Annotated in this window: 16 protein-coding genes, 1 pseudogene and 1 riboswitch; of the genes and pseudogenes, 13 read left to right on the top strand and 4 right to left on the bottom strand. The window is 57.0% G+C overall.

Annotated features, from left to right (window positions below; translation table 11 throughout):
* Positions 1–300: 300 nt before the first annotated feature.
* The 6 genes from G3578_RS16755 to G3578_RS16730 all read left to right on the top strand — a co-directional run bounded on the left by G3578_RS16755 (position 301) and on the right by G3578_RS16730 (position 5,537).
* Positions 301–2,793, top strand: coding sequence for a DNA translocase FtsK (locus G3578_RS16755; protein ID WP_165214122.1), 2,493 nt, complete (start codon positions 301–303; stop codon positions 2,791–2,793).
* Between the two features lie 27 nt (positions 2,794–2,820).
* On the top strand, positions 2,821–3,213 hold the full coding sequence (locus G3578_RS16750) for a hypothetical protein (RefSeq protein ID WP_165214121.1): 393 nt from the start codon (positions 2,821–2,823) through the stop codon (positions 3,211–3,213).
* A gap of 168 nt (positions 3,214–3,381) precedes the next feature.
* Entirely contained in the window at positions 3,382–3,813 is a 432-nt protein-coding gene (locus G3578_RS16745; protein WP_165214120.1) for a DUF3237 domain-containing protein, read from the top strand.
* 103 nt (positions 3,814–3,916) lie between these two features.
* Positions 3,917–4,660 carry an IclR family transcriptional regulator domain-containing protein gene (locus G3578_RS16740; RefSeq protein WP_165214210.1) on the top strand — a complete coding sequence of 248 codons (744 nt, stop codon included), beginning with the start codon at positions 3,917–3,919 and terminating at the stop codon, positions 4,658–4,660.
* 82 nt (positions 4,661–4,742) lie between these two features.
* The gene (locus G3578_RS16735; RefSeq protein ID WP_165214119.1) at positions 4,743–5,111 is read left to right on the top strand and encodes an SHOCT domain-containing protein; all 369 of its coding nucleotides are present in this window, start codon (positions 4,743–4,745) and stop codon (positions 5,109–5,111) included.
* A 93-nt stretch (positions 5,112–5,204) separates the two neighbouring features.
* Complete coding sequence (locus G3578_RS16730) at positions 5,205–5,537, top strand: NIPSNAP family protein (protein WP_165214118.1); 333 nt, start codon at positions 5,205–5,207, stop codon at positions 5,535–5,537.
* A gap of 268 nt (positions 5,538–5,805) precedes the next feature.
* Here G3578_RS16730 and G3578_RS16725 read toward each other — a convergent pair whose 3' ends face one another.
* The 3 genes from G3578_RS16725 to G3578_RS16715 form a co-directional block, all read right to left on the bottom strand.
* Positions 5,806–6,705: a class I SAM-dependent methyltransferase gene (locus G3578_RS16725; RefSeq protein ID WP_165214117.1), complete on the bottom strand. Its 900-nt coding sequence runs from the start codon at positions 6,703–6,705 to the stop codon at positions 5,806–5,808.
* 326 nt (positions 6,706–7,031) lie between these two features.
* Positions 7,032–9,761 carry an aconitate hydratase AcnA gene (gene acnA, locus G3578_RS16720; protein WP_165214116.1) on the bottom strand — a complete coding sequence of 910 codons (2,730 nt, stop codon included), beginning with the start codon at positions 9,759–9,761 and terminating at the stop codon, positions 7,032–7,034.
* Positions 9,762–9,900: 139 nt separating this feature from the next.
* Positions 9,901–10,926 carry a ThiF family adenylyltransferase gene (locus G3578_RS16715; protein ID WP_165214115.1) on the bottom strand — a complete coding sequence of 342 codons (1,026 nt, stop codon included), beginning with the start codon at positions 10,924–10,926 and terminating at the stop codon, positions 9,901–9,903.
* A gap of 209 nt (positions 10,927–11,135) precedes the next feature.
* On the opposite strand from G3578_RS16715, the gene moaC reads away from it, so the two are divergent.
* The 7 genes from moaC (at position 11,136) to G3578_RS16680 (ending at position 20,625) form a co-directional block, all read left to right on the top strand.
* Positions 11,136–11,609, top strand: coding sequence for a cyclic pyranopterin monophosphate synthase MoaC (moaC, locus tag G3578_RS16710; RefSeq protein ID WP_165214114.1), 474 nt, complete (start codon positions 11,136–11,138; stop codon positions 11,607–11,609).
* Between the two features lie 375 nt (positions 11,610–11,984).
* Positions 11,985–12,443, top strand: coding sequence for a MarR family winged helix-turn-helix transcriptional regulator (locus tag G3578_RS16705; RefSeq protein WP_165214113.1), 459 nt, complete (start codon positions 11,985–11,987; stop codon positions 12,441–12,443).
* Positions 12,440–15,574, top strand: a complete 3,135-nt coding sequence (locus tag G3578_RS16700) for an efflux RND transporter permease subunit (protein ID WP_165214112.1) — start codon at positions 12,440–12,442, stop codon at positions 15,572–15,574. The genes G3578_RS16705 and G3578_RS16700 overlap by 4 nt, the downstream gene beginning before the upstream one ends.
* 12 nt (positions 15,575–15,586) lie before the next feature.
* Positions 15,587–16,822 carry an efflux RND transporter periplasmic adaptor subunit gene (locus G3578_RS16695; protein ID WP_165214111.1) on the top strand — a complete coding sequence of 412 codons (1,236 nt, stop codon included), beginning with the start codon at positions 15,587–15,589 and terminating at the stop codon, positions 16,820–16,822.
* Between the two features lie 58 nt (positions 16,823–16,880).
* A riboswitch (SAM riboswitch) is annotated at positions 16,881–17,001 on the top strand.
* Between the two features lie 129 nt (positions 17,002–17,130).
* Positions 17,131–18,303, top strand: coding sequence for a pyridoxal phosphate-dependent aminotransferase (locus G3578_RS16690; protein ID WP_165214110.1), 1,173 nt, complete (start codon positions 17,131–17,133; stop codon positions 18,301–18,303).
* Positions 18,304–18,467: 164 nt separating this feature from the next.
* Positions 18,468–19,034 (top strand): RNA polymerase sigma factor, encoded by a 567-nt coding sequence (locus G3578_RS16685; protein WP_165214109.1) that lies wholly within the window; start codon positions 18,468–18,470, stop codon positions 19,032–19,034.
* Entirely contained in the window at positions 19,021–20,625 is a 1,605-nt protein-coding gene (locus G3578_RS16680; protein ID WP_165214209.1) for a DUF4179 domain-containing protein, read from the top strand. Before G3578_RS16685 ends, G3578_RS16680 begins: the two co-directional genes overlap by 14 nt.
* 246 nt (positions 20,626–20,871) lie before the next feature.
* Here the strand turns inward: G3578_RS16680 and G3578_RS20965 are convergent.
* Positions 20,872–21,041, bottom strand: a pseudogene (locus tag G3578_RS20965) (IS110 family RNA-guided transposase); the annotation flags it as partial.

Below are 21,041 nucleotides of genomic sequence, written 5' to 3'. Positions count from 1 at the left end.
TCCTTATTCTGATTGGTCGAAAACTTCCACATCTTTACTACGTTCTCACCCACCAAATGTTTCATGTGTTCCGAAAAAAATTGCAAAGGTGCCGCCGCAGGGAGATTTTTCTGGTAAGATGGAAGAAAACCCCGCCGACGTAAGCGATGCTCTACCCCAAAAGGTTACGTTGACCTTCGAAGCGTAATCCGCGTACTTTTTGGGGCCACTTGAACATGCTGTGTCGGCGGGGCCCCCCTTAAATTTTTCTATACTTATGAAAAAAACAGGTAGAAGTACTGGCAGAGAGGACGAGGCACCATGTGGTCGTGGCTACTGAAGCTGATTCAATTTTTTCGCGATGAGGAAGAGGTGCAGGAAAAGGGCTACGCTCCTGTCCCCCCTTCCGGTCAGCTGCAGGCAAAGACGAAAAATATCTATCCCCGGGAACGGGAGCATGTTTCCGAACCCCGGCGTACCCGTGAAAAACAGCGGCATTTTCGTTTTCCGGTGATCCCGGATCAGCCGGTTCACAAGACAGAATACAAGGAAACGGCGGCGGGCGGCCCCTCCCGTGCGGCGCGGGTGGAACGTCACGCAGTCGACGTGGAAAAACGGCCGTACAAGCCGACGGAAGTGATCTCGCCGGTCTATGGACGCATCCCGCCCGAGACATACAAGGAGCCGGCGCGGACCCGGAAACCACCTGCGGAGCCGGTTCATGCTCAAAAGGTAGAAGCCGAAGAAACGATTCCGCTTTTTCCGATAAGGAGGCAGGAGCCGCTCCTCATGCAGGAACAGGCAGCGTTAAAAGACGAAAGCGCGGCAGTCAGGCAGGTAGAGGTGATGTCCGCATCGGAGGAGGAACGGACGGAGACGCCGGCTTCGGCGGAATCGCAGCCGGAGCGGCCGGCCGATGAACGCCGGCATGACGGCGGCGAAGAGCGGGAAGAGGAAACGCGGTCCCGGGTAGAGCACGCGGATACGACGGTTCCGGCTGAAGAGCAGGAGGAGGAAACGTGGCCCCGGGTAGAGCACGCGGATACGACGGTTCCGGCTGAAGAGCAGGAGGAGGAAACGCGGCCCCGGGTAGAGCACGCGGATACGACGGTTCCGGCTGAAGAGCAGGAGGAGGAAACGCGGCCCCGGGTAGAGCAAGCGGATACGACGGTTCCGGCTGAAGAGCGGGAGAAGGAAACGTGGCCCCGGGTAGAGCACGCGGATATGGCGGCTTCAGCCGAAGAGCTGGGGCTTGTGTCTCCAGCCGAAGAACAGCCTCCTTTAGCCATGCCCCCGGCCGAAATACAGGAGGCCGTCTCCGCGCCGCTATCCGCCCCGCAAGCGGAGTGGCGGTCGGCGGCACCGCCGGCGGAGGAGAAGCTTCGGGACGGCGAGGGCGAGGGAGGTTATCTCTTTCCGCCCCTCTCGCTGCTCAATCCATCCCCCGTCCCCACGCAGGATGATGATGAGCATACCCAGATCCAAAAGCTCCTGCTGGAGGATACGCTGGCCAATTTCAATGTCAGCGCGCAGGTGGTGGGGATCGTGAAGGGGCCGTCGGTGACCCGTTTTGAACTGCAGCCGGCCCCCGGGGTGAAAGTAAACAAGATCACGGGATTGATCGATGATATCAAGCTGAATCTGGCGGCCAAGGATATCCGCATCGAGGCGCCCATTCCCGGGCGCAATGCGGTGGGCATCGAGGTGCCCAATCTGAAGAGCGAGCCGATCTTCATCAGCCGCATCATTGGGTCGGACGCGTTTCGCCAGCACCCGTCGCCGCTCGCCGTGGCGCTTGGCATGGATATCGGTGGCGCCCCGATCATTGCCGACATCAAGAAGATGCCGCACGGGCTGATCGCCGGGGCCACCGGTTCGGGGAAGAGCGTCTGCATCAACTCGATCATCGTCAGCCTGCTGTACAAGGCGAGCCCCGAGCAGGTGCGTCTGCTGCTGATCGATCCGAAGATGGTAGAGCTTGCCCCGTACAATCATCTTCCGCATCTCGTCACGCCGGTCGTCACGGATGCCAAGCAGGCGACGGCGGCGCTGAAATGGGCCGTGGAGGAGATGGAGCGGCGCTATGCGCTCTTTGCCGATGCGGGCGCCCGCGATATCGAGCGCTATAACCAGACGACCGACGAACCGCTGCCTTACATCGTCATCATCATCGACGAGCTGGCCGACCTGATGATGGTCTCCCCGCAGGATGTGGAGGAAAGCATCATCCGGATCGCCCAGAAGGCCCGGGCTTGCGGCATCCACTTGCTGCTGGCGACCCAGCGTCCGTCCGTGGATGTCATCACGGGCAACATCAAGGCGAACGTCCCGACGCGTTTGGCTTTCGCCGTCTTTTCGCAGGTGGATTCGCGAACGATTCTTGATATGAGCGGGGCGGAACGGCTGCTTGGCCGCGGAGACATGCTGTTTCTGGAAAGCGGTGCGGCTCCCGTCCGGCTGCAGGGCAACTATGTCTCCGATGACGAGATCGAGCGCGTAACCCAGATGATCAAAAGGCAGCGCAAGCCCGCATACTTGTTCAGCAAGGAAGAGCTGGAACAGTCCGTGCAGGCGTACGACATGGGGGATGACCCGCTGTACCATGAAGCGCTGCTTTATGTAGCGGAGCAGGGGCAGGCATCCGCCTCCGCGCTGCAGCGCCGGTTCCGGATCGGGTACAACCGGGCCGCCCGGCTGATTGAGATGATGGAAGCGGAAGGGCATGTGGCCGGACAAAGCGGAGGAAAGCCCCGAACGGTGCTCATTACCCGCGAAGATGCCCAGGCGCTGATGGAAGGAAGCAGTCTGGTCTGAAAGCCAATGGAGAAGGAGAGTGGGGAAATGGAGCATTTGCAGCGTAGCTACCAGGTGATCAATGAGCAGATGATCCTGTTCAACGAGGAGTATTACCTGACCGTGCTGCGGGTCCCGGTCGATGCGTACGGGCAGGAAGCGCGCACGCGGCTGTTTAACCTGCTGTATGCCTTTGACAGCAGCGACATCGCCATGGAGATCGATGTGTCCGAAGAAGAACAGGGCGTCTGGTATTTGCAGCTGCTCGTCCCCAGCATGCTGACGCTCCCCGAGATGGCGGTCAAACGGATGAAGCAGGGCACCGAAGCGCTGGAGGCCTATCTGCTTGACAATGGCGGCCAGCTTGCTGCCGACTTCTTGCAGGGCGATGCGATATACCACTACGTGAAAAGGTATAATCCGAACCTGACCATCATCTGATTCACTCAAGCCAGGAAACCGACATACCCGGGTCGGTTTCTTTTTTTGTACGTGTGACATCACCGGCGGCATGTTCAGCACATCGGCAACTTTACGGTACAGCGGCCTGTATCTTATACTTGACTGGTAATCTTTTACATAATCCCTTGGGAAAAAGGGGGAGCAGCAATGAATCTTGAACTGATACCTTTGTTTACGCTTACGGTCAGGCCTGTGCCGCCAGTCGATCTTGGCGTTACTCCGGCGGGTCATCGCCTGATGGTGGAATTGGCGGAAGTGGTGCTGCAGGGGGAGCGGATACGGGCGAAAAAGAGAGAGGACGTTGCGGCTGCGAATTGGCTGGACATTACGCCGGACAAAACCGCTTTGGTGGATATCCGGGTCACCGTGGAAACGGAAGATGGGGCCTTGATCTACATGCAGTACCAGGGCAGAAGGGATTTTACCCATGTCTATGAAGGGGTGGACGCCCCGGTATACATCACACCGTATTTCGAGACAAGCGATGAACGCTATGCCTGGCTGAACAAGATTGTCGCCGTCGGAAAGGGGACGGTTGTCGGCAATACGCGCGTCTACGAAGTGTATGAGGTACGGTAGAGGTGCTTTGCGTGCCTGACGCTTTTCCCTTATACTAGAAAACAGAACAACATTTCATCTGGTGAAACGAATCGCGTGACACACAGAAAGCGAGTGGATGACCGTGGAAGAACAAAAATCAAATGTTCGCGCGGTAGAGCGGGCTTTGGATATCCTGCTCTGTTTTACCGACAAGACGGAATTGGGACTGAGCGAAATTGCCAACCGCATTTCGCTGCATAAAAGCACCGTTCACCGCTTGCTGTCCACCTTGGAAAACAAAGGCTTTGTGCTGCGCGATCCCGAGACGGAGAAGTACCGCCTGGGATTCCGGCTGTGGGAGCTGTCCGCCAATCTGGCCCACGCGGATGATCCGGCGATAACCCTCTTACCGGAAATGGAGCGGCTGCGAGATCTATTGGGAGAAACCATCAGCCTCTATGTGCGGGACGGCATGGAACGCATTCGGATTCAAGCCGTGCAGAGCACACAGCCGGTCCGCCGCGTTGCTCCCATCGGGGCGCGTATGCCGCTCGCCGTGGGCGCATCCAGCAAGGTGCTGGTCGCCTACGAGGACGAGGCTACCATTCGGGAGATCTTGGCCGACCCCACCTGGCCGGAGACGATCGACCGGCAGAGCTATCTGGAGCAGTTGGAGCAGATTCGTCGGCTGGGCTATTCCACCAGCGTGGAGGAGCGGGAACAGGGCGCTGCCGCCATCGCCGCCCCGATTTTTAACCGCAGCGGCAAGCTGGTAGCCGCCCTCGCTGTTTCCGGACCGTCCAACCGCCTGACGCCGGAGAAGATGCGGGAATTCGCCGCGCCGATCATGGAGGCGGCGACCCGGATGGGCAAAATGGTGAAGTAAATGCGGTGTTCCTGTGCGGATAAAATGGGAAATGGCGGAAACGATTCCCGGCTTCATTCGTAATACAAAGAAGGAGGGGATCGTGTTGTTTCGCAGAAACCGCATTTATGTAAAACCGAGCAAACCTGCTTTAATACTGGGTGTGATTTTCGGGATTTTCTTCATCCTCATCGGTGTGACGCAAGCGCTTCCCCGTTTTGGGGTGTTTGGCGTGTTCTGGACCCTGGCTGGGGTGGCCATCACGGGTTTTAACGTGTATCATCTGGTTACCGGCAGAGGGGCCGGCTTCTATGAGGTCGATGTCCAATCGACGGGCGGGGATCGAACCGAACCTGCGGCTGGCGACTTCGAGACCAAATTGCGGAAGCTGGAGCGGCTCAGACAGGATAACCTCATCACGGAGACGGAATACCAGAAGAAGCGGGACGAAATCCTGCGGGAGAAATGGTAGGGAAGACAAAAAGCCAGTCGGAAACCAGATCCTTCTGGCTTTTTGGTATTTTGGAATGATGGCGAATCAATAGAATCCTCTGGGAGGGAAATAATGATATACAGACGGAAAACCTATCGCATATTGCCGGAAAAGTATGAAGAGTTCAATCGGTTCTTTCATCAGTATTTGCTGCCGAATCAACGGAAGCACGGAGCAAAGCTGGTGGGACGATGGGTAACGGAAAACAGGGACGAGATCGTCGCGATTTGGGAGTATCAAGACATGAGGCATTATGAGGAGATTGAGGAGAAGATTAGGCGGGATGACTTGCACTCGCAGGCCCAACAGCGAAGACAAGAGCTGGGCGAGCTGGTTATCGAGAGCAGGCAGGATTTCATGACCGCCACAGGAACCTATCACGGTGCCAGGAGGGGGAAACCATAGAGGTTGGCTTTAAGAAGCTTGATGAGAGAAACGTGGAAGCATACATAACCCGACCATATTTACGCAGCAGGTTCCTGGATGCCAGGAAGGGAGCGTTCGTCCCTTTGGAGATTTTCAGGACAAATCCATATGGGCTCCAGCTTCGATTGTCGCAGGAGGATAAAAAAAGATAACCGGAAACTGGTCGACATCCATGTTAAATACACTTGCTTCTGTTGCAATGTCTATTACCATGATCGTAAAAAAATGCCGAGTACTCAACTCGGCATCACTCTACTACTGCCATCGCAAAGCGCACATGCTCGTTCGCATGATAGCCGTCCATACGACCCTGAAAATAGCGTTCTTGGATATCGGAGGGGCTTAAGTTCTCACGGAGACGGAGCCCCAGACTTTCCAGTTCAACAGCCAGTGCTGACGGGTCAAAGGAAGTTTTAATCGGCTCGCCTATCTTTCGCAAATTCTCCTGCATCTCTTTCAGATGTGCAGCTTCTTCCGGGACAAAGTAATCGAAAATAACCACACTGCCTGCGGGGGCAATATCGGCAATGGAACGCAGCGTTGCGAACACTTCGTTTCGAGTTAAGTACATTGTGACACCCAGCCAACTAAAAAAACTTTTCGTCTGCAAGTCATACGACGTTCCCTTGAGTGCATCAGCCAATCGTTCCTTTGTGAAATCCACGGGTACAAAATGAAGATTTGATGGGATATCCCATGCCAATTCAGCCAGTCGATTCCGTTTGAAGGCTTGTGTGGCCGGGTGGTCAACTTCAAAAACCTGAATCTGACGCAGAAGATCTGGACGACGAAAAGCAAAGGTATCCAGTCCGGCCCCGAGTATCACATACTGCTTCACCCCTTGTGTTACAGCCTGTTCAAGGTTGTCTTCCGTATATCTGGAACGGCTTAGGACATTGGGTAACCCCATGGCTTGCAACAAAGACGGCAAGGTATTTGCTTTCTGGTCGGCGCAAGCCACGTTACTTTCAGGAACATTCATCTGGAGAGCCCTGGAAAATCCTTGTTCAATGAGTGCGCGTCTTTCCTCCGGTATTAAACGATCGGCCAGAAAGTCATCAAAAATTTTGGGGGCATCATTCATGGCATGATAGGCGCGTAAATAGGCGGTCATGATTGCCGTCAGACTGACTTGGTTTTCGATCATTTGAATATCCTCCTTTTAGAGCTTATCTCCTTAGGAACGGAGAATGAACCTCCAAAAAGAAAGTACACCAAAACCGCCTGACATTTCAATATATAAATTTTTATAATACCATAAAAATATAATTTTGTCAACTGTTTATTTTAAAAAAGCCGCCGAGAAGGTACCCCATGGTGAATTCTTCGCGAGTTCTGTGATCCCATATCTGTCTAAACGTACAATTATTCCGCTATGATTCCGTTCCCCCTCGAAAAAAAAGGCTGTCCTTCCAGCAGTTTTCCTGCTTTTGGGACAGCCTGTTTCTGTTTTCGATTCCTTGTTGTTAGCTGTTACGCCGTAACGGTTTGCTCTTCGTCAAGCAGCTGGCGCAGGACGGTTTGCAGGATGCCGCCGTTGCGGTAGTAGTCGACATCCACCATGCTGTCGAGACGAACGATCACGTCGAACTCGAAGCTGCTGCCGTCCTGGCGGGTTGCACGCACTTTCACCCGTTGACCAGGTTGGACGTTGTCGGAGAGACCCAGGATATCGAAGGTTTCGGTGCCATCGATGCCCAGGGACTTCCAGCTTTGGCCGTCGGCGAACTGGAGCGGCAGCACGCCCATGCCTACCAGGTTGGAGCGGTGGATGCGCTCGAAGCTTTCCGCGATGACCGCCTTGACGCCGAGGAGGAAGGTACCTTTTGCCGCCCAGTCGCGGGAGCTTCCCGTACCGTATTCCTTACCGGCGATAACCACCAGCGGCGTACCGTTGGCCTGATACTTCATGGACGCATCGTAGATGGACATCACTTCGCCGGTCGGCAGGTATTTGGTCACGCCGCCCTCGGTGCCCGGAGCCACTTGGTTGCGGATGCGGATGTTGGCGAACGTACCGCGCATCATCACTTCGTGGCTGCCGCGGCGGGCGCCGTAGGAGTTGAAGTCTTTGCGCTCCACGCCGTGCTCCTGCAGATAGAGGCCGGCCGGGCTGGTCGGCGAGATGTTGCCTGCCGGAGAGATGTGGTCGGTGGTGACGGAATCGCCCAGCAGCGCCAGCGTACGAGCGCCCTTGATCTCTTCGATATGGCCCACATCGCCGGTGATGTTCTTGAAGAACGGCGGTTCCTGGATGTAGGTGGACTTCAGATCCCAATCGTAGAGATCGCCGGTCGGCGCGTCGATCTCGTTCCAGCGTTTGTTCGCCGTGAAGACATGTTCGTACTCGGCGCGGAACAGATCCGGATTCATCGCTTTCTTCATGGCTTCCATGATCTCTTGCGGTGTCGGCCAGATATCTTTCAGGTAAACCGGCTGGCCGTCCTTGCCGATGCCGATCGGATCCTTGGTCAGGTCGATGTCAACGGTTCCCGCCAGCGCATACGCGATCACGAGCGGCGGAGAAGCCAGGTAGTTCGCTTTCACCTGCGCATGGATGCGGCCCTCGAAGTTGCGGTTGCCGGAGAGCACCGCCGCTACGGTCAGATCGTTGTCGGCAATCGCCTTGCTGGTTTCTTCCGGCAGCGGACCCGAGTTGCCGATACAGGTGGTGCAGCCGTAACCGACAACGTGGAAACCGATTTGATTGAGCGCATCCATCAGACCGGCGTCGATCAGGTACTGGGTGACGACGCGGGAACCCGGAGCGAGAGAGCTCTTCACATACGGCGGCTTTTTCAGACCTTTTTCCACCGCTTTCTTCGCCACGAGACCGGCGCCCAGCATCACGCTCGGGTTGGAGGTGTTGGTGCAGGACGTGATCGCGGCGATAACGACTGAACCGGTTTTCAGCACCGCTTTTTCGCCGTTCGGATAGGTGACTTCCGCCTGGGTGTTGATCTTCTCTTCGCTCAGGCCGAAACCGCCTTTGTCGATCGGGGCGCGCAGGCTGTTGTTGAAGGATTCCTTCATGGCTGTCAGCTCGACGCGGTCTTGCGGGCGTTTCGGACCGGCCAGGCTCGGCACGACGGTGGAAAGATCGAGCTCCAGCGTTTCGGAGAAGACCGGATCCGGCGTGTCGTCCGTACGGAACAGGCCCTGCGCTTTGGTGTAGGCTTCCACCAGCTGCACGAGCTCTTCGCTGCGGCCGGTTTGACGCAGATAGTTGAGCGTTTCGGCATCCACCGGGAAGAAGCCCATGGTTGCCCCGTATTCAGGCGCCATGTTGGCAACGGTCGCGCGGTCAGCCAGCGAGATGTTGGAGAGACCGGAGCCGTAGAACTCCACGAATTTGCCCACCACGCCTTTTTTGCGCAGCATCTGGGTAACGGTCAGCGCCAGGTCGGTTGCGGTCGCGCCTTCGGACAGGGTACCGGTCAGCTTGAAGCCGACAACTTCCGGCGTGACGAAGTAGAGCGGTTGGCCGAGCATGCCTGCTTCCGCCTCGATTCCGCCCACGCCCCAGCCGAGAACGCCGAGACCGTTGATCATGGTGGTGTGGGAGTCGGTACCGACGAGCGAATCCGGGAAGGCGACCAGTTCGCCGTCCACTTCGCGGGTAGCGACAACGGTAGCCAGATACTCCAGGTTAACCTGGTGCACGATACCGGTAGCCGGCGGAACGGCGCGGAAGTTGTCAAACGCGGTTTGCGCCCAGCGCAGGAAGCGGTAGCGCTCCTGGTTGCGTTCAAACTCCAGCTTCATGTTGTTTTCAAGCGCGTTTTCGTTGCCGAAATCGTCCACCATGACGGAGTGGTCGATCACGAGGTCAACCGGAACGAGCGGATTGATGCGCTTCGGATCGCCGCCCGCCTTTTTCATGGCGATGCGCATGGCAGCCAGGTCAACCACCGCAGGCACGCCGGTAAAGTCCTGCAGCACGATGCGCGCCGGCATCAGCGGCACTTCTTTGTTTTCGTCACGGCCTTTGGTCCAGTTGGCCAACTGCTGCACGTGTTCCTTGGTAATGGCTCTGCCGTCAAACTGCCGAACGGCCGCTTCCAGCAGCACTTTGATGGAAAAAGGAAGTTTGGAAACTTCGCCGACGCCCTGCTCTTCCAGGCCGGCCAGGCGATAGTACACATAGGACTTGCCGCCTACCTGCAAAGAGGACTTCACGTTGTAAGCGTCTTTCTTTGCCAATTGAATGACCTCCTTTAGTGCGCCACCCGATGCAGTTTCATCTGGTGAAACGGTGTTTCAGTTTTTAATTTACCGAGTTTTATTATACTTCATTTGCTGCGGGGCATCTAGCACTTTTTCATCAAATGTTCAAAAATACCTAGGCGCCGATATATTTGGCGTATAGCGTCCGGGCGACGCTGATGTCATCCGTTCCCTGGACAAGGACGCGGCCGTCCGGGAACACCACGAGCGTATACGGCTCCGTACGGAAGCGCAGCAGGAATCTGTTCCGTTCAATCTCGCCAAGGGGGGCCAGCGTCTCCGCCAGCTTGTCCAGCTGAAGCTGGCTGCGCCCGCCGGGGGTGATCTGCACGGTATTGCGGCCGCACAAGGAGACGGCCATCCCTTCCTGCGTGTCGGGCATCAGATAGGTGAACTCCCGTTTGCCGCAGGCGGGACAGTCCGGACGGCGGGTATGGGCCACGCGGATCTGCTGATGCCGGTTCTCCCAGAGATCGAAATGCTCCAGATTCGGGTTGAAGGCATCGCGGGCGCCTACCAGCAGTTTCAACGCTTCCGTCGCCTGATAGGATGCGACGATATGTATGATGGGACCAATGACCCCTGCGGTGTCGCAGGTGGGAGCATCGCCCGCTTTCGGCGCTTCCGGAAAGAGGCAGCGCAGACAGGGCGTTTCCCCCGGCCGGATGGCGGTGAACATGCCCTTGGCGCTGACCGCCCCGCCGTAAATCCAGGGCTTGCCATGCTTCACACACACATCGTTGATCAGGTAGCGGGTCTGGAAATTGTCGGTGGCATCCAGCACCAGATCCGCATCGGCCAGCAGCTCTTCGGCGTTGTACGGCGTCAGGTCGGTCACATGGGGCTCCACCTGCACGCCGGAATTGATCCGTCTCAGTTTCTCGGCAGCCGCGATCGCTTTCGGCAGCGACTGCCGGGCATCCTCCTCGTCATACAGCATCTGCCGCTGGAGGTTGCTCGGTTCCACGAAGTCGCGGTCGATCAGCCGCACGAAGCCGACGCCCGCCCGCACCATATGGTTGGCCAGCACCGTGCCGAGCGCCCCCATGCCGACGATGGCGACACGGCTTCCGAGAAGGCGCTCCTGGCCTGCTTGTCCGATGGGGCGAAACAGGATTTGCCGGGAGTAGCGCATATCCATGACAAGCATCCCTCATTTCATTAGTATTTCCGAAAAGCGAATCCAAAAAGCAGGCGGCCCGAAAAGTCCGCTCTTCCGTTGACGATAACATAAGCGGCGGCTGCTGCCAATCACCGGGGTTCTTGCGGTGCGCCCATTTTTCGATTGCTTTTATGGTGGTACAGGGGGTATGGTTAGGAGAGAATGAATCAAAGAGCCGGAGGAATCGTATGAGCGATCAGCTGACGCATTTCAATGAACAGAATCGGGCGAAAATGGTGGATGTTTCCGACAAAAGCGTTACCAAACGCACGGCGGTGGCGAAAAGCCAGGTGAAAATGAAGCCGGAGACGCTCGCCCGCATCAAGGAAGGCACAGTGGCCAAGGGGGATGTGCTGGCCGTGGCTCAGGTGGCCGGCATCATGGCGGCCAAGAAGACCTGGGAGATCATCCCGATGTGCCATCCGCTCCCCCTGACCGGCGTGGATATTCGCTTTTCCTTTGCCGGGGACGATACGCTCCTGGTGGAGACGACCGTGAAAACCACCGGCCAGACTGGGGTGGAGATGGAAGCGCTGACGGCTGCCAGCGCCGCCGTGCTGACCGTCTATGACATGTGCAAGGCGATGGATAAGGAAATGGTGCTTGGCCCGACGTATCTGGTGAGCAAAACGGGCGGAAAAAGCGGGGATTTCCATCGGTAAAGGGAGAAAGCGAAAAGTGAAAAACCAGGATGAACATGCAGGAGAACGGGCAAGCCATGCGGCGGCCCCGTCCGGCCGACGCTCGCGCGTGAAACCGGACGGGGTATATTTTTTTGTTCATATACCGTTCATGAAAAGGGTGTATCCTGTATGTTGGAATAAAATATGCCGCGGCGTGAAATTTTTTGGAGGGTTTTCCGTATAACCTTTGTGTGAAATGCTTCCTGTCGATGAGCGAAGCGGGTATCCCTCAATCTTCCTGTTCTTCCTGCAAAAAGGTCCGGGGAAAATTCCACAGTTGCGCAAATATTTCTTGATGCGAAATACTTACCGTGCGATAATTTCATCATTGTAAAATAGATGGGGGAAGAAAGGATGGATACCTATCAGCAATTATGGCTGGAGCTTGGCTTGACAGTGAAGCTGCATGTGGACATCATCACCGAAGAGCTGGCCCGCTGCGGCATAACCAAGCCGCAGATCCTGGTGATCGAGCAGATCAAGCAGGCGCCGAAAACGATCGGGGAGATCAGCAAACGGATCGACCTTTCCTATAGTACGGTTTCCGGCATCGTGGACCGCCTGGAAAGAGACCGGATTGTGGTGCGGAAACGGGACGAGAAGGACCGGCGCATCGTCTGGGTCTCCCTTGCGGATGGGGCGCCCGATCTTGAGAAGAAGATCCGGTTTCTGCGGCAGGAATTTGCGCGCGAGCTGTTCGACGGGATGAATGAAGAAGAAATCCAACAAACGACACGAGCTCTGCTGCTGTTGAGAAGCTGTCTGGAACGAAAGCAGGAGGCGCTTGGTCGGGAGAGAGGTAGTGGAGAATGAATCTGTCCAGATTTTCGATCAATCGGCCCGTAACCATCCTGATGCTGGCGATCGCCGTTCTGATCTTCGGCTTCGTCTCACTGCCGAAGCTGGCGGTCGAGCTCTATCCGGACCTGAATGTGCCGGTTGCGGTCGTCGTCACCTCGGTGGAGGGGAGTGCGCCGGCGGAAGTGGAGAAGCTGGTGACCAAGCCGATTGAAGAAGCGCTTGGCACGGTCGCCAATGTGAAAGAGATCACGTCCAATTCAGCGGAGGGAGCCTCCCAGGTTATTATCCAGTTCAACTGGGGCACCGACATGGATCAGGCTACGCTGGACATGCGGGACAAAGTGGATCAGGTGCGCGGGATGCTGCCCGATAATGCCAATTCTCCCCGCATCTTGAAATTTGACCCGAACAGCATGCCGATCATCACGCTGGCCATGACCGGCGACAGCGATGTGCAGCAGTTGAAAAAACTGGCCGATGACGTGGTGAAGCCCCGGTTGGAGCGGATTGACGGCGTCGCCTCCGTCAGCGTGTCCGGCGGGAAGGAGCGCGTTGTGGATGTGGTGCTGCAGCCTGACCGGATTGCCGCATACGGCTTGAGCGTGGACCAGGTTCAGCAGGCCCTGATGTCCACCAATATCTCGGGGACGGCCGGCAGCGTGCGCGAAGGGGACAACAAGCTCTCCATCCGCGTGGAAGGCGAATTTGCCAGCGTCGGACAGATCGGGGATACCCCGATCCGCGTTGGCAGCGGCAGCATCCTGTTGAAAAACATTGCCGCCATCAATGACACCTATAAGGATGTTTCCCAGCTGACGTATCTGAACAATCAGCCGAGCGTGGGGCTGTCCATTACCAAGGCCACCGGGGGCAACACCATTGAAGTCGCCGATGAGGTAAACCGGCAGCTGCTTGAGGTACAGAAAGAACTGCCGAAAAATGTGAAAATCACGACCATTTCCGATTCCTCCATCTTCATCAAGGATTCGATCTACACCGTCGGGGAGCACGCGCTGGTCGGGGGATTTTTCGCCATCTTCGTCCTGCTGCTCTTTCTGAACAGCGTCCGGTCGATGCTGATCGTGGCGATCGTGATTCCGATTTCCGTCATCTCGACGTTCTGTCTGATGTATTTCACCGGGCAGACCATCAACCTGTTCTCGCTGTCCGGATTGACGCTGGGGCTGGGGTCGCTCGTTGACTTCGCGGTGGTGATCCTGGAAAACATTTTCCGGCAAAGGCAGGCGGGGAAAAGCATGCTGGATGCCGCCCGCGTGGGTTCCCGCGAGGTAGGCACCGCCGTCATGGCGTCCGCGCTGGCGCAGATCGCGGTGTTCCTGCCCATCGTCTTCGTGGAAGGGCTGGCTTCCGAACTGTTTGGGCCGCTCGCCCTCACCGTCGTCTTTTCCCACATCGCCGCCCTGCTGGCATCGATGACGCTGGTGCCGATGCTCAGTTCGCGCTGGCTGAAACGCGTCGACGATCTGGAGCATCTGGATGGCGCCACCTACAAGGGGTATAATCCGATCGTCTGGTTCAACATCGGCTTCAACAAGGTTTCGCGCGGCTATGGACGCCTGCTCGGGTGGTCCCTGTCTCACCGCAAGACCGTGCTGGCGGCGACCATTGCGCTGTTTGTGGGATCCGCCATGCTTGTGCCGCTTGTGGGCATGGAGTTTATCCCGAAGATGGACCAGGGCAAGATCAGCGTCAACATCACCATGCCCAACGGCACCCTGTTGAAAGAGACGGAGAAAGTGGTGGCGCAGGCGGAGAAAATCATCAAGGAAACGCCGCATATCGAGCAGCTGTACACCTCGATCGGTTCCAGCGGAGGGCCGGAAGTGCTCGCCAACGCGACAGCCAACAAGGCGCAGCTGCAAATCTCGCTCGTTCCCAAAGAGCAGCGCCAGGAGTCAACCGAGCAAGTGACCGAAATGCTGCGCCAAAAGCTCGCGACGATTCCGGGAGCGGAGATTGAGGTGAAGGAAGCGGACCAATCCGGCGGACCGCAGGGGGCCGCCCTGCAGATCAGCCTGCGCGGGGATGATCTGGATGTCCTGGAGGATATCGGCAGCATCATCGCCGGGGAAGTGAAAAGCGTACCGGGGACGCGCAACGTGACCACGTCGCTGGAAGAGAAAAACCGGGAGCTCCTGGTGCAGGTGGATGCCGAGAAAGCCAGCCTGTACGGGCTGACGCCCAGCCAGGTGCTGAGCAACGTCAGAACGGCTTTCAACGGCCAAACGGTGACCAAGTACCGGACCGGCGAGGATGAAATCGATGTGCGCGTCATGCTGCCCAAGCAGTATCAAGACGATATCTCGTATCTGAAGCAGCTGCGCATCCCGACCGCAACCGGCGCCCAGGTCGCGCTCTCTTCCGTCGCCACGATCAAAGAGGAACTGGTGCCGCAGACGATCATGCGCTCCAACCAGGCGCGCCAGGTTACCATCACGGGTGACATCGTCGGCCGGGATCTGGGCTCCATCTCGAAAGACATCGAGGCGAAGCTGAACAATCTGACGCTGCCGGATGGATACACCGTTGAAATCGGCGGGCAGAGCAAAGACATGGCGGAAGCGTTCGGCAGTCTGGGCTTTGCCATTATCCTGGCGGTCGTGCTGGTCTACATGGTGATGGCCAGCCAGTTTGAGTCGCTGTTCACGCCGTTTGTCATCATGTTTTCCATCCCGCCGACGCTGATCGGGGTCGTGGTGGGGCTGCTGGTTACCCATAAATCGCTGAGCATATCCGCCTTGATCGGGTATATCCTGTTGGTCGGGATCGTGGTGAACAACGCCATCGTCTTGATCGACTATGTGAACAACCTGCGCAAAGGCGGCATGGAGCGCAATGATGCGATCAAGAAAGCGGGCCCGATGCGTCTGCGTCCCATCCTGATGACGACGCTGACGACCATTCTGGCTATTGCACCGCTTGCCTTTGGCGGCGGTTCCGGGAATGAATCGAACGCGCCGATGGCCATTGTGGTCATTTTCGGCCTGAGCTTCTCCACGATGATCACCCTGGTGTTGATTCCGGTCGTATACTCCTGGTTTGACGATATCGGGGCCAAGTGGCGGAAGCGGAAAGAACAGCGCAAAGCGGCTCGGAACAAAGAGATCGCGACAGTATCCTAGGAGGTGGATGTCATGAACAAAGGAATCAAAAGCTTGGGGCTGTTGCTTTCCCTCTTCGTCGTATTGACCGGGTGCGCACCGCAGCAGGCCGCCGAGCAGCCTGCGGAGAAAGGACCGGTACCGGTGCAGGTGGATGTGGTCAAAACGGGTTCCGTTACATCGGAAGCCGGCATCAGCGGCAGGCTGGCACCCAACAAGGAGGTTGCCGTCAGCCCGAAAGTGAGCGGCAAAATTACGGCGCTGAACGTCGTGCTCGGCCAGTTCGTCAAACAGGGTCAGACGCTGTTCCAACTGGACCGGATGGATCTGGTCAACGCCGTTCAGCAGGCGGAAGCACAATATAATCTGGCGCGCGCCAACCTGAATCAAAGCACCAACAGCACGGTGCAGGGAGTGGCCCAGGCGGAAACAGGCCTGCAGCAGGCCCGGCAGGCGCTGGCCGATGCCGAGCGCAACGAGCAGCGCATGAAGCAGCTGTTTGACCAGGGAGCGGTATCGTCGCAGCAGTATGAACAGGCGAAAACCGCCCTGCTGAACGCCCAGACGGCATACGCCAACGCCCAACAGGCGCTGGCGACGGCCAAACAGCGTTCCGGGGAGGTTGTATCCCAGGCGTCGGTGGAACAGGCGCGCGTCGCACTGGAAAACGCCCGCGAGCAGTTGGCGAATGCGACCATCGTCGCCCCGATCTCCGGCTATGTGGCCCAGGTAAACGGGGCGGTGGGCGAGATGGCAAGCCCGCAGACACCGGTTGTCACCATCGTGAACACCGATCCGCTGCTGGTGAAGGCTAATCTGGCGGAGACGGAGATTACCGGCGTGAAAGTGGGCACGAAGGTGAAGGTGATGATCGACAGCCTGCAAAAAGAGGTGGAAGGCACGATTACGGCCGTCAGCCCCGTCATGGATCAAACCTTGAAGGCGTATCCGATCGAGATTGCGCTGCCCAACCACAGCGGCGAACTGAAGGCCGACATGGTGGCAAGCGTCAAACTGAACGCTGCGGGCCAAGGCAAGGCAAGCACCCTGGTGATTCCGCGCAAGGCGGTCTTTGACGAAAACGGCAAACGCTATGTCTTCAAGCTGGAAGGCGACAAGGCGAAGAAGGTGGAGGTCGTCACAGGGGAAGAATCGAGCGATCTGGCGGAAGTGAAGAGCGGGCTTGCCCAGGGAGACAAGATCGTCGTCAGAGGGCAGACACTGCTGGCCGACGGCGATACGGTGAAAGTCCAGGCGGTCGGGGATTGACAGTACGCCCCCCGCTCGCTAGGATAGAATTGTTCCATCATTCAAACAACATATCGGTATCTTATCCAGAGAGGTGGAGGGACTGGCCCGATGAAACCCGGCAGCGGATCCGTTTGAGCGCGATGCGCCCAGACGGATGCTGTGCCAATTCCAGCAGGAGCATTCCTGACAGATAAGGCTGCGATTGTGGACGATCCCCTTCTTCTGGACGGAAGAAGGGGATCATTTTTATCCATCCGCCTCCTGTTATCGATACCGTCGGGCGGGACCCGGTCAAACCTCTCACCGCAGGAAAGGAAGAGTAAGTCATGCGTATACAACCGGCTTCGATGATCGACAGGCTGCCCGTTCAGTTTTTCTCCAGCCTGGTCGCCAAAACCAATCAAGCGATTGCACAAGGTCACGACATAATCAATCTGGGACAGGGAAACCCGGATCTGCCGACGCCGCCGCACATCGTGGAAGAGCTGCAAAAGCAGGCGGCCAATCCCCTCCACCACAAATACCCGCCGTTTCAAGGGCGGAAGGAGTTAAAACAGGCAGTGGCCCACTGGTACAAGGCGGAGTTCGATGTCGATCTCGATCCGGATGAAGAGGTGGCGATCCTGTTCGGCAGCAAGACCGGCCTGGTGGAGATCTGCCAGATCCTGCTGAACCCCGGCGACGTGGCCCTGGTTCCGGACCCGGGGTACCCCGACTACTGGTCCGGGGTGGCGGTCGCCGACGGCCGCATGGTGATGATGCCGCTGCGGGCGGAAAACGGCTTTCTGCCCCAATACGGGGAATTGGCTGCTGCCGATCTGGAGCGGGCCAAGCTGATGTTTTTGAACTATCCCAACAATCCCACTGCGGTCAATGCGCCTGCGGCCTTCTTTGAAGAGACGATCCGGTTTGCCCGCAAGCACGAAATCGTGGTCTGCCACGATTTCGCCTACGGGGCGATCAGCTATGACGGCAAGAAGCCGGTCAGCTTCATGCAGGTGCCGGGGGCCAAGGAAGTGGGCGTCGAATTTTACACGCTTTCCAAGACCTACAACATGGCCGGCTGGCGCGTGGGGGCGATGGTGGGCAACCGCGAGCTGGTCCGTCTGCTCAATCTGCTGCAGGACCACTATTTCGTCAGCCTGTTTGGCGCCGTGCAGATGGCGGCGGTCCGTGCGCTGACCGACTCCCAGTCATGCGTCCGCGATCTGGTCGGGATCTATGAAAGCCGCCGCAATGCCCTGTTTGAGAGCCTGGCGCGCATCGGCTGGAAGGCTGCGCCTTCCCAAGGCTCGTTCTTTGCATGGCTGCCGGTGCCGGCCGGCTACGACTCGGCCGGGTTTGCCGATCTCCTGCTGGAGAAAGCGCATGTCGTGGTGGCGCCCGGCGTGGGCTTTGGCCCCACCGGAGAGGGGTATGTGCGGGTTGCCCTGCTGTCGCCGGAGGAACGCCTGCGGGAAGCGGTGGCGCGCATCGAACGGCTACAGCTGTTTGGATAATCGATACGAACAGGAAGGGGCTGTCCCTGAAGTAGATGGACCTACTTGGGGGGACGGCCTCTCTTCATGTGGAAGGAACCTCCGAAAAATAGCGGACGCTTTGTAACATTTGGCGGTCCATCCCGGTAGAACAAAGTGAAGAAACCAGGAAAGGAGGACTCCTGATGGACGAGGACAAAGAGTGGGTGGCGGACGTGCTGAGAGGCAACAAACAGGCGTACGCCCACCTGATCAACAAGTACAAGAACAAGATATATGCCGTTCTTTTGCGAATGGTGCATCATCCGCAGGACGCGCAGGATCTGACCCAGGAGTGCTTTATCAAGGCTTACCATTATCTGCACAGCTATGATACGTCACGTTCCTTTTCCGGCTGGCTGTATCGGATTGCCGTCAATCTCTGTATCGACACGCTGCGGAAGCAATCCAGGTATCCGGCTGTGGAGGGAGAGCTGGACGAAAGCGCCATCGCGGATCAGCAAAGTCCGGAGAGCGTCTATTTGAAAAAAGAATCCGCGTCCGAGGTGCATGGGCTGATTCAGGAGCTGCCGGAGACGTATCGGATCGTCTTGCTGCTGCGCTATATGGATGACCTCACCTACCAGGAGATCAGCGACATCCTGAACCTGCCTCTCCATACTGTACAGGTTCGGCTGCACCGGGCCAAGCAGAAGCTGCGCGAACATTTCCTCAACGTGAAAAAAGGGGGCCAACTGCATGAAATGTTTTGAATGCGCAAAAAGTTTGAGCATGTATGCAGACGGATTAGTCACGTTTGAACAGCGCATGGAAATCGATACCCATCTGCTTTCATGCCCGCGCTGTCAAGCCGTTCTCGCCATCTTGCGGGAAGAGGACGAAGTGATCCGGGAGGTGCTGGCAGTGCCGCCGCTGCCCGATGATTTTGCAAAAGGCATCCTGGAGCAGCTGGTTCCCTATCCGCAGACGGACAGACCGACTGAAAGCCTCTCTTCCCGCCCGCGTCCGCGTCGCAGGCGCTGGCAGATGATCGCCGCATCCATCGCCGCTTTTCTCTCACTTACGGTGATGACGGCGATGTATGTCTCTCCCACCTTCGCCGCGTATATCTCCTCCTTTATCACTCGCATCGGCGGCGATTTCGGGCTGAAAAAGGCGGCGGAGGAAGGGTTCTCGACTGCGATCAACGCTGCGGTTACGGATCAAGGGGTTACATTCCGGGTGAAGGAGATTTTGGCTGATCCCAACCGGCTCGTCGTGACGTATGTCCTGGAAAATGGAGAGGGCAAGATATTGGACGATCTTTACATCAGTCCCTATGAGGGGAACAAGATGTACGTGACGGATAAAAACGGTCAAATCATCGCAGATGCCCCCTCTTTTCAGCGGGGAGCCGATTACGCCGATCTGATGTTCTTGCTGAAAGATCCGCCCAATGAGCTCTTCGTCCATTTCGAGATTGCCCGCTACGGCTCAAAGGAACAGAAGAACGTCAACTGGCAGCTGACGGTTCCGGTCAACATGCAGAAAAGCATGGCGGCGACGAAAAGCGTCCCGATCCACGCCGCTTACCAATCGCCGGCAGGGATCAATTTTGAACTGCAGCAGGTCACCTATACACCCAGCGCGATTCGCCTGGACATCGCGACCGAACAATCCCCCGCAGAAAAAGAGCGGGTCAAACAGATGGCCCGGGAAATTACGGGGAAATCGGACGAAAATACCGCCCGCGAGTTCGGAAACTATCATTTTTCCTATCAATTGGTGAATGAACGCGGAGAGGTGGTAGCAAGCAGCAACCAGGAACCTGCGCGCGGCCAGGACAAACGCACCATTTATTTCACACAGGTCGGGGAGACGGCAGACCAAAAAACGATATGGCACGGCGCGTACGTTCCCAATCCGGAACCGGAGCAGCTCTACTTTGTCCTGCAGACGGTCACGCTCACCGAGCAGGCCGATTTCTCCCTGACATTCCGGCCGGATGGGCTCAACCAAACCGGCGTCACCAAAACGTATGAGCAGCTTGGGGAAACTTATACCGTGAAAAAGGTGTCGAAGGAATCCGATCCGCAAACGAAGGAGCCGGTCTGGGTCATCGAGCTTGACGGCAAGATGCGGAACCCCTGGTTCCCCCGCTGGAACCTGTTCGATGAGACAGGCAAACGCTATGAGGTTGAGATCGATTATGCCCGTACGGTTGTAAAGGGCGACCGCCTCAGCCAGCTGATCCTCGTAAAAGGGGTGGATCAGCTTCCGCAGAAGTGGACGCTCTCCATGCAAACCATCCAGAAAGCGTACAAGAACGTGGATTGGAAGGTGCCCATCCCGCCAAAACCGTAATTGTGGAAAAGATAGAGGCATGGGGGATGGGGCCAAGCGAGCTCCTTTGACGACCAACTCAGCGAAGAAATGCAGACGCGGGGAAAACAGGGGGCGATAGTCTCACATCCCTGAACCAGCTAATATCTTGTCAAGCCAAATTAATTAGATAGCATCTTGATTTGTGGTATACTGTAAAAAGGGTATAACAAACCATCCTTCCAACTTCTTTTGGAAGGATTTGGTTATCAGTCCTATCCGTTATCGTTATACGGTCTGTTCTCGATAAGGAACCCCCTTCTTCAGAATAGCGTAGATGAGATGGAGAAGTTTATTGGCACATGCAATTACGGCTACTCTGTAAGGCTTGGTCTCACGTTTCTGATCAAAATATTGGCGAAGCCGTGGATTTCCTGACCTTCTCAGGCTGCATTGCA

It is taken from the genome of Brevibacillus sp. SYP-B805 (genome assembly GCF_011059135.1).
GTDB lineage: Bacteria > Bacillota > Bacilli > Brevibacillales > Brevibacillaceae > Brevibacillus_F.
Note: the sequence above shows the minus strand (reverse complement) of the source record. Positions and strands in the feature narration are given on the sequence as shown.

Bases quoted from the DNA above. Each gene is read 5' to 3' on its own strand.
- G3578_RS16690 (WP_165214110.1), top strand. From the start codon at position 17,131: ATGCGTATACAACCGGCTTCGATGATCGACAGGCTGCCCGTTCAGTTT.
- G3578_RS16730 (WP_165214118.1), top strand. From the start codon at position 5,205: ATGATATACAGACGGAAAACCTATCGCATATTGCCGGAAAAGTATGAA.
- G3578_RS16695 (WP_165214111.1), top strand. From the start codon at position 15,587: ATGAACAAAGGAATCAAAAGCTTGGGGCTGTTGCTTTCCCTCTTCGTC.
- G3578_RS16685 (WP_165214109.1), top strand. From the start codon at position 18,468: ATGGACGAGGACAAAGAGTGGGTGGCGGACGTGCTGAGAGGCAACAAA.
- G3578_RS16700 (WP_165214112.1), top strand. From the start codon at position 12,440: ATGAATCTGTCCAGATTTTCGATCAATCGGCCCGTAACCATCCTGATG.
- moaC (WP_165214114.1), top strand. From the start codon at position 11,136: ATGAGCGATCAGCTGACGCATTTCAATGAACAGAATCGGGCGAAAATG.
- G3578_RS16680 (WP_165214209.1), top strand. From the start codon at position 19,021: ATGAAATGTTTTGAATGCGCAAAAAGTTTGAGCATGTATGCAGACGGA.
- G3578_RS16745 (WP_165214120.1), top strand. From the start codon at position 3,382: ATGAATCTTGAACTGATACCTTTGTTTACGCTTACGGTCAGGCCTGTG.
- G3578_RS16705 (WP_165214113.1), top strand. From the start codon at position 11,985: ATGGATACCTATCAGCAATTATGGCTGGAGCTTGGCTTGACAGTGAAG.
- G3578_RS16750 (WP_165214121.1), top strand. From the start codon at position 2,821: ATGGAGCATTTGCAGCGTAGCTACCAGGTGATCAATGAGCAGATGATC.
- G3578_RS16725 (WP_165214117.1), bottom strand. From the start codon at position 6,705: ATGATCGAAAACCAAGTCAGTCTGACGGCAATCATGACCGCCTATTTA.
- G3578_RS16755 (WP_165214122.1), top strand. From the start codon at position 301: ATGTGGTCGTGGCTACTGAAGCTGATTCAATTTTTTCGCGATGAGGAA.
- G3578_RS16715 (WP_165214115.1), bottom strand. From the start codon at position 10,926: ATGGATATGCGCTACTCCCGGCAAATCCTGTTTCGCCCCATCGGACAA.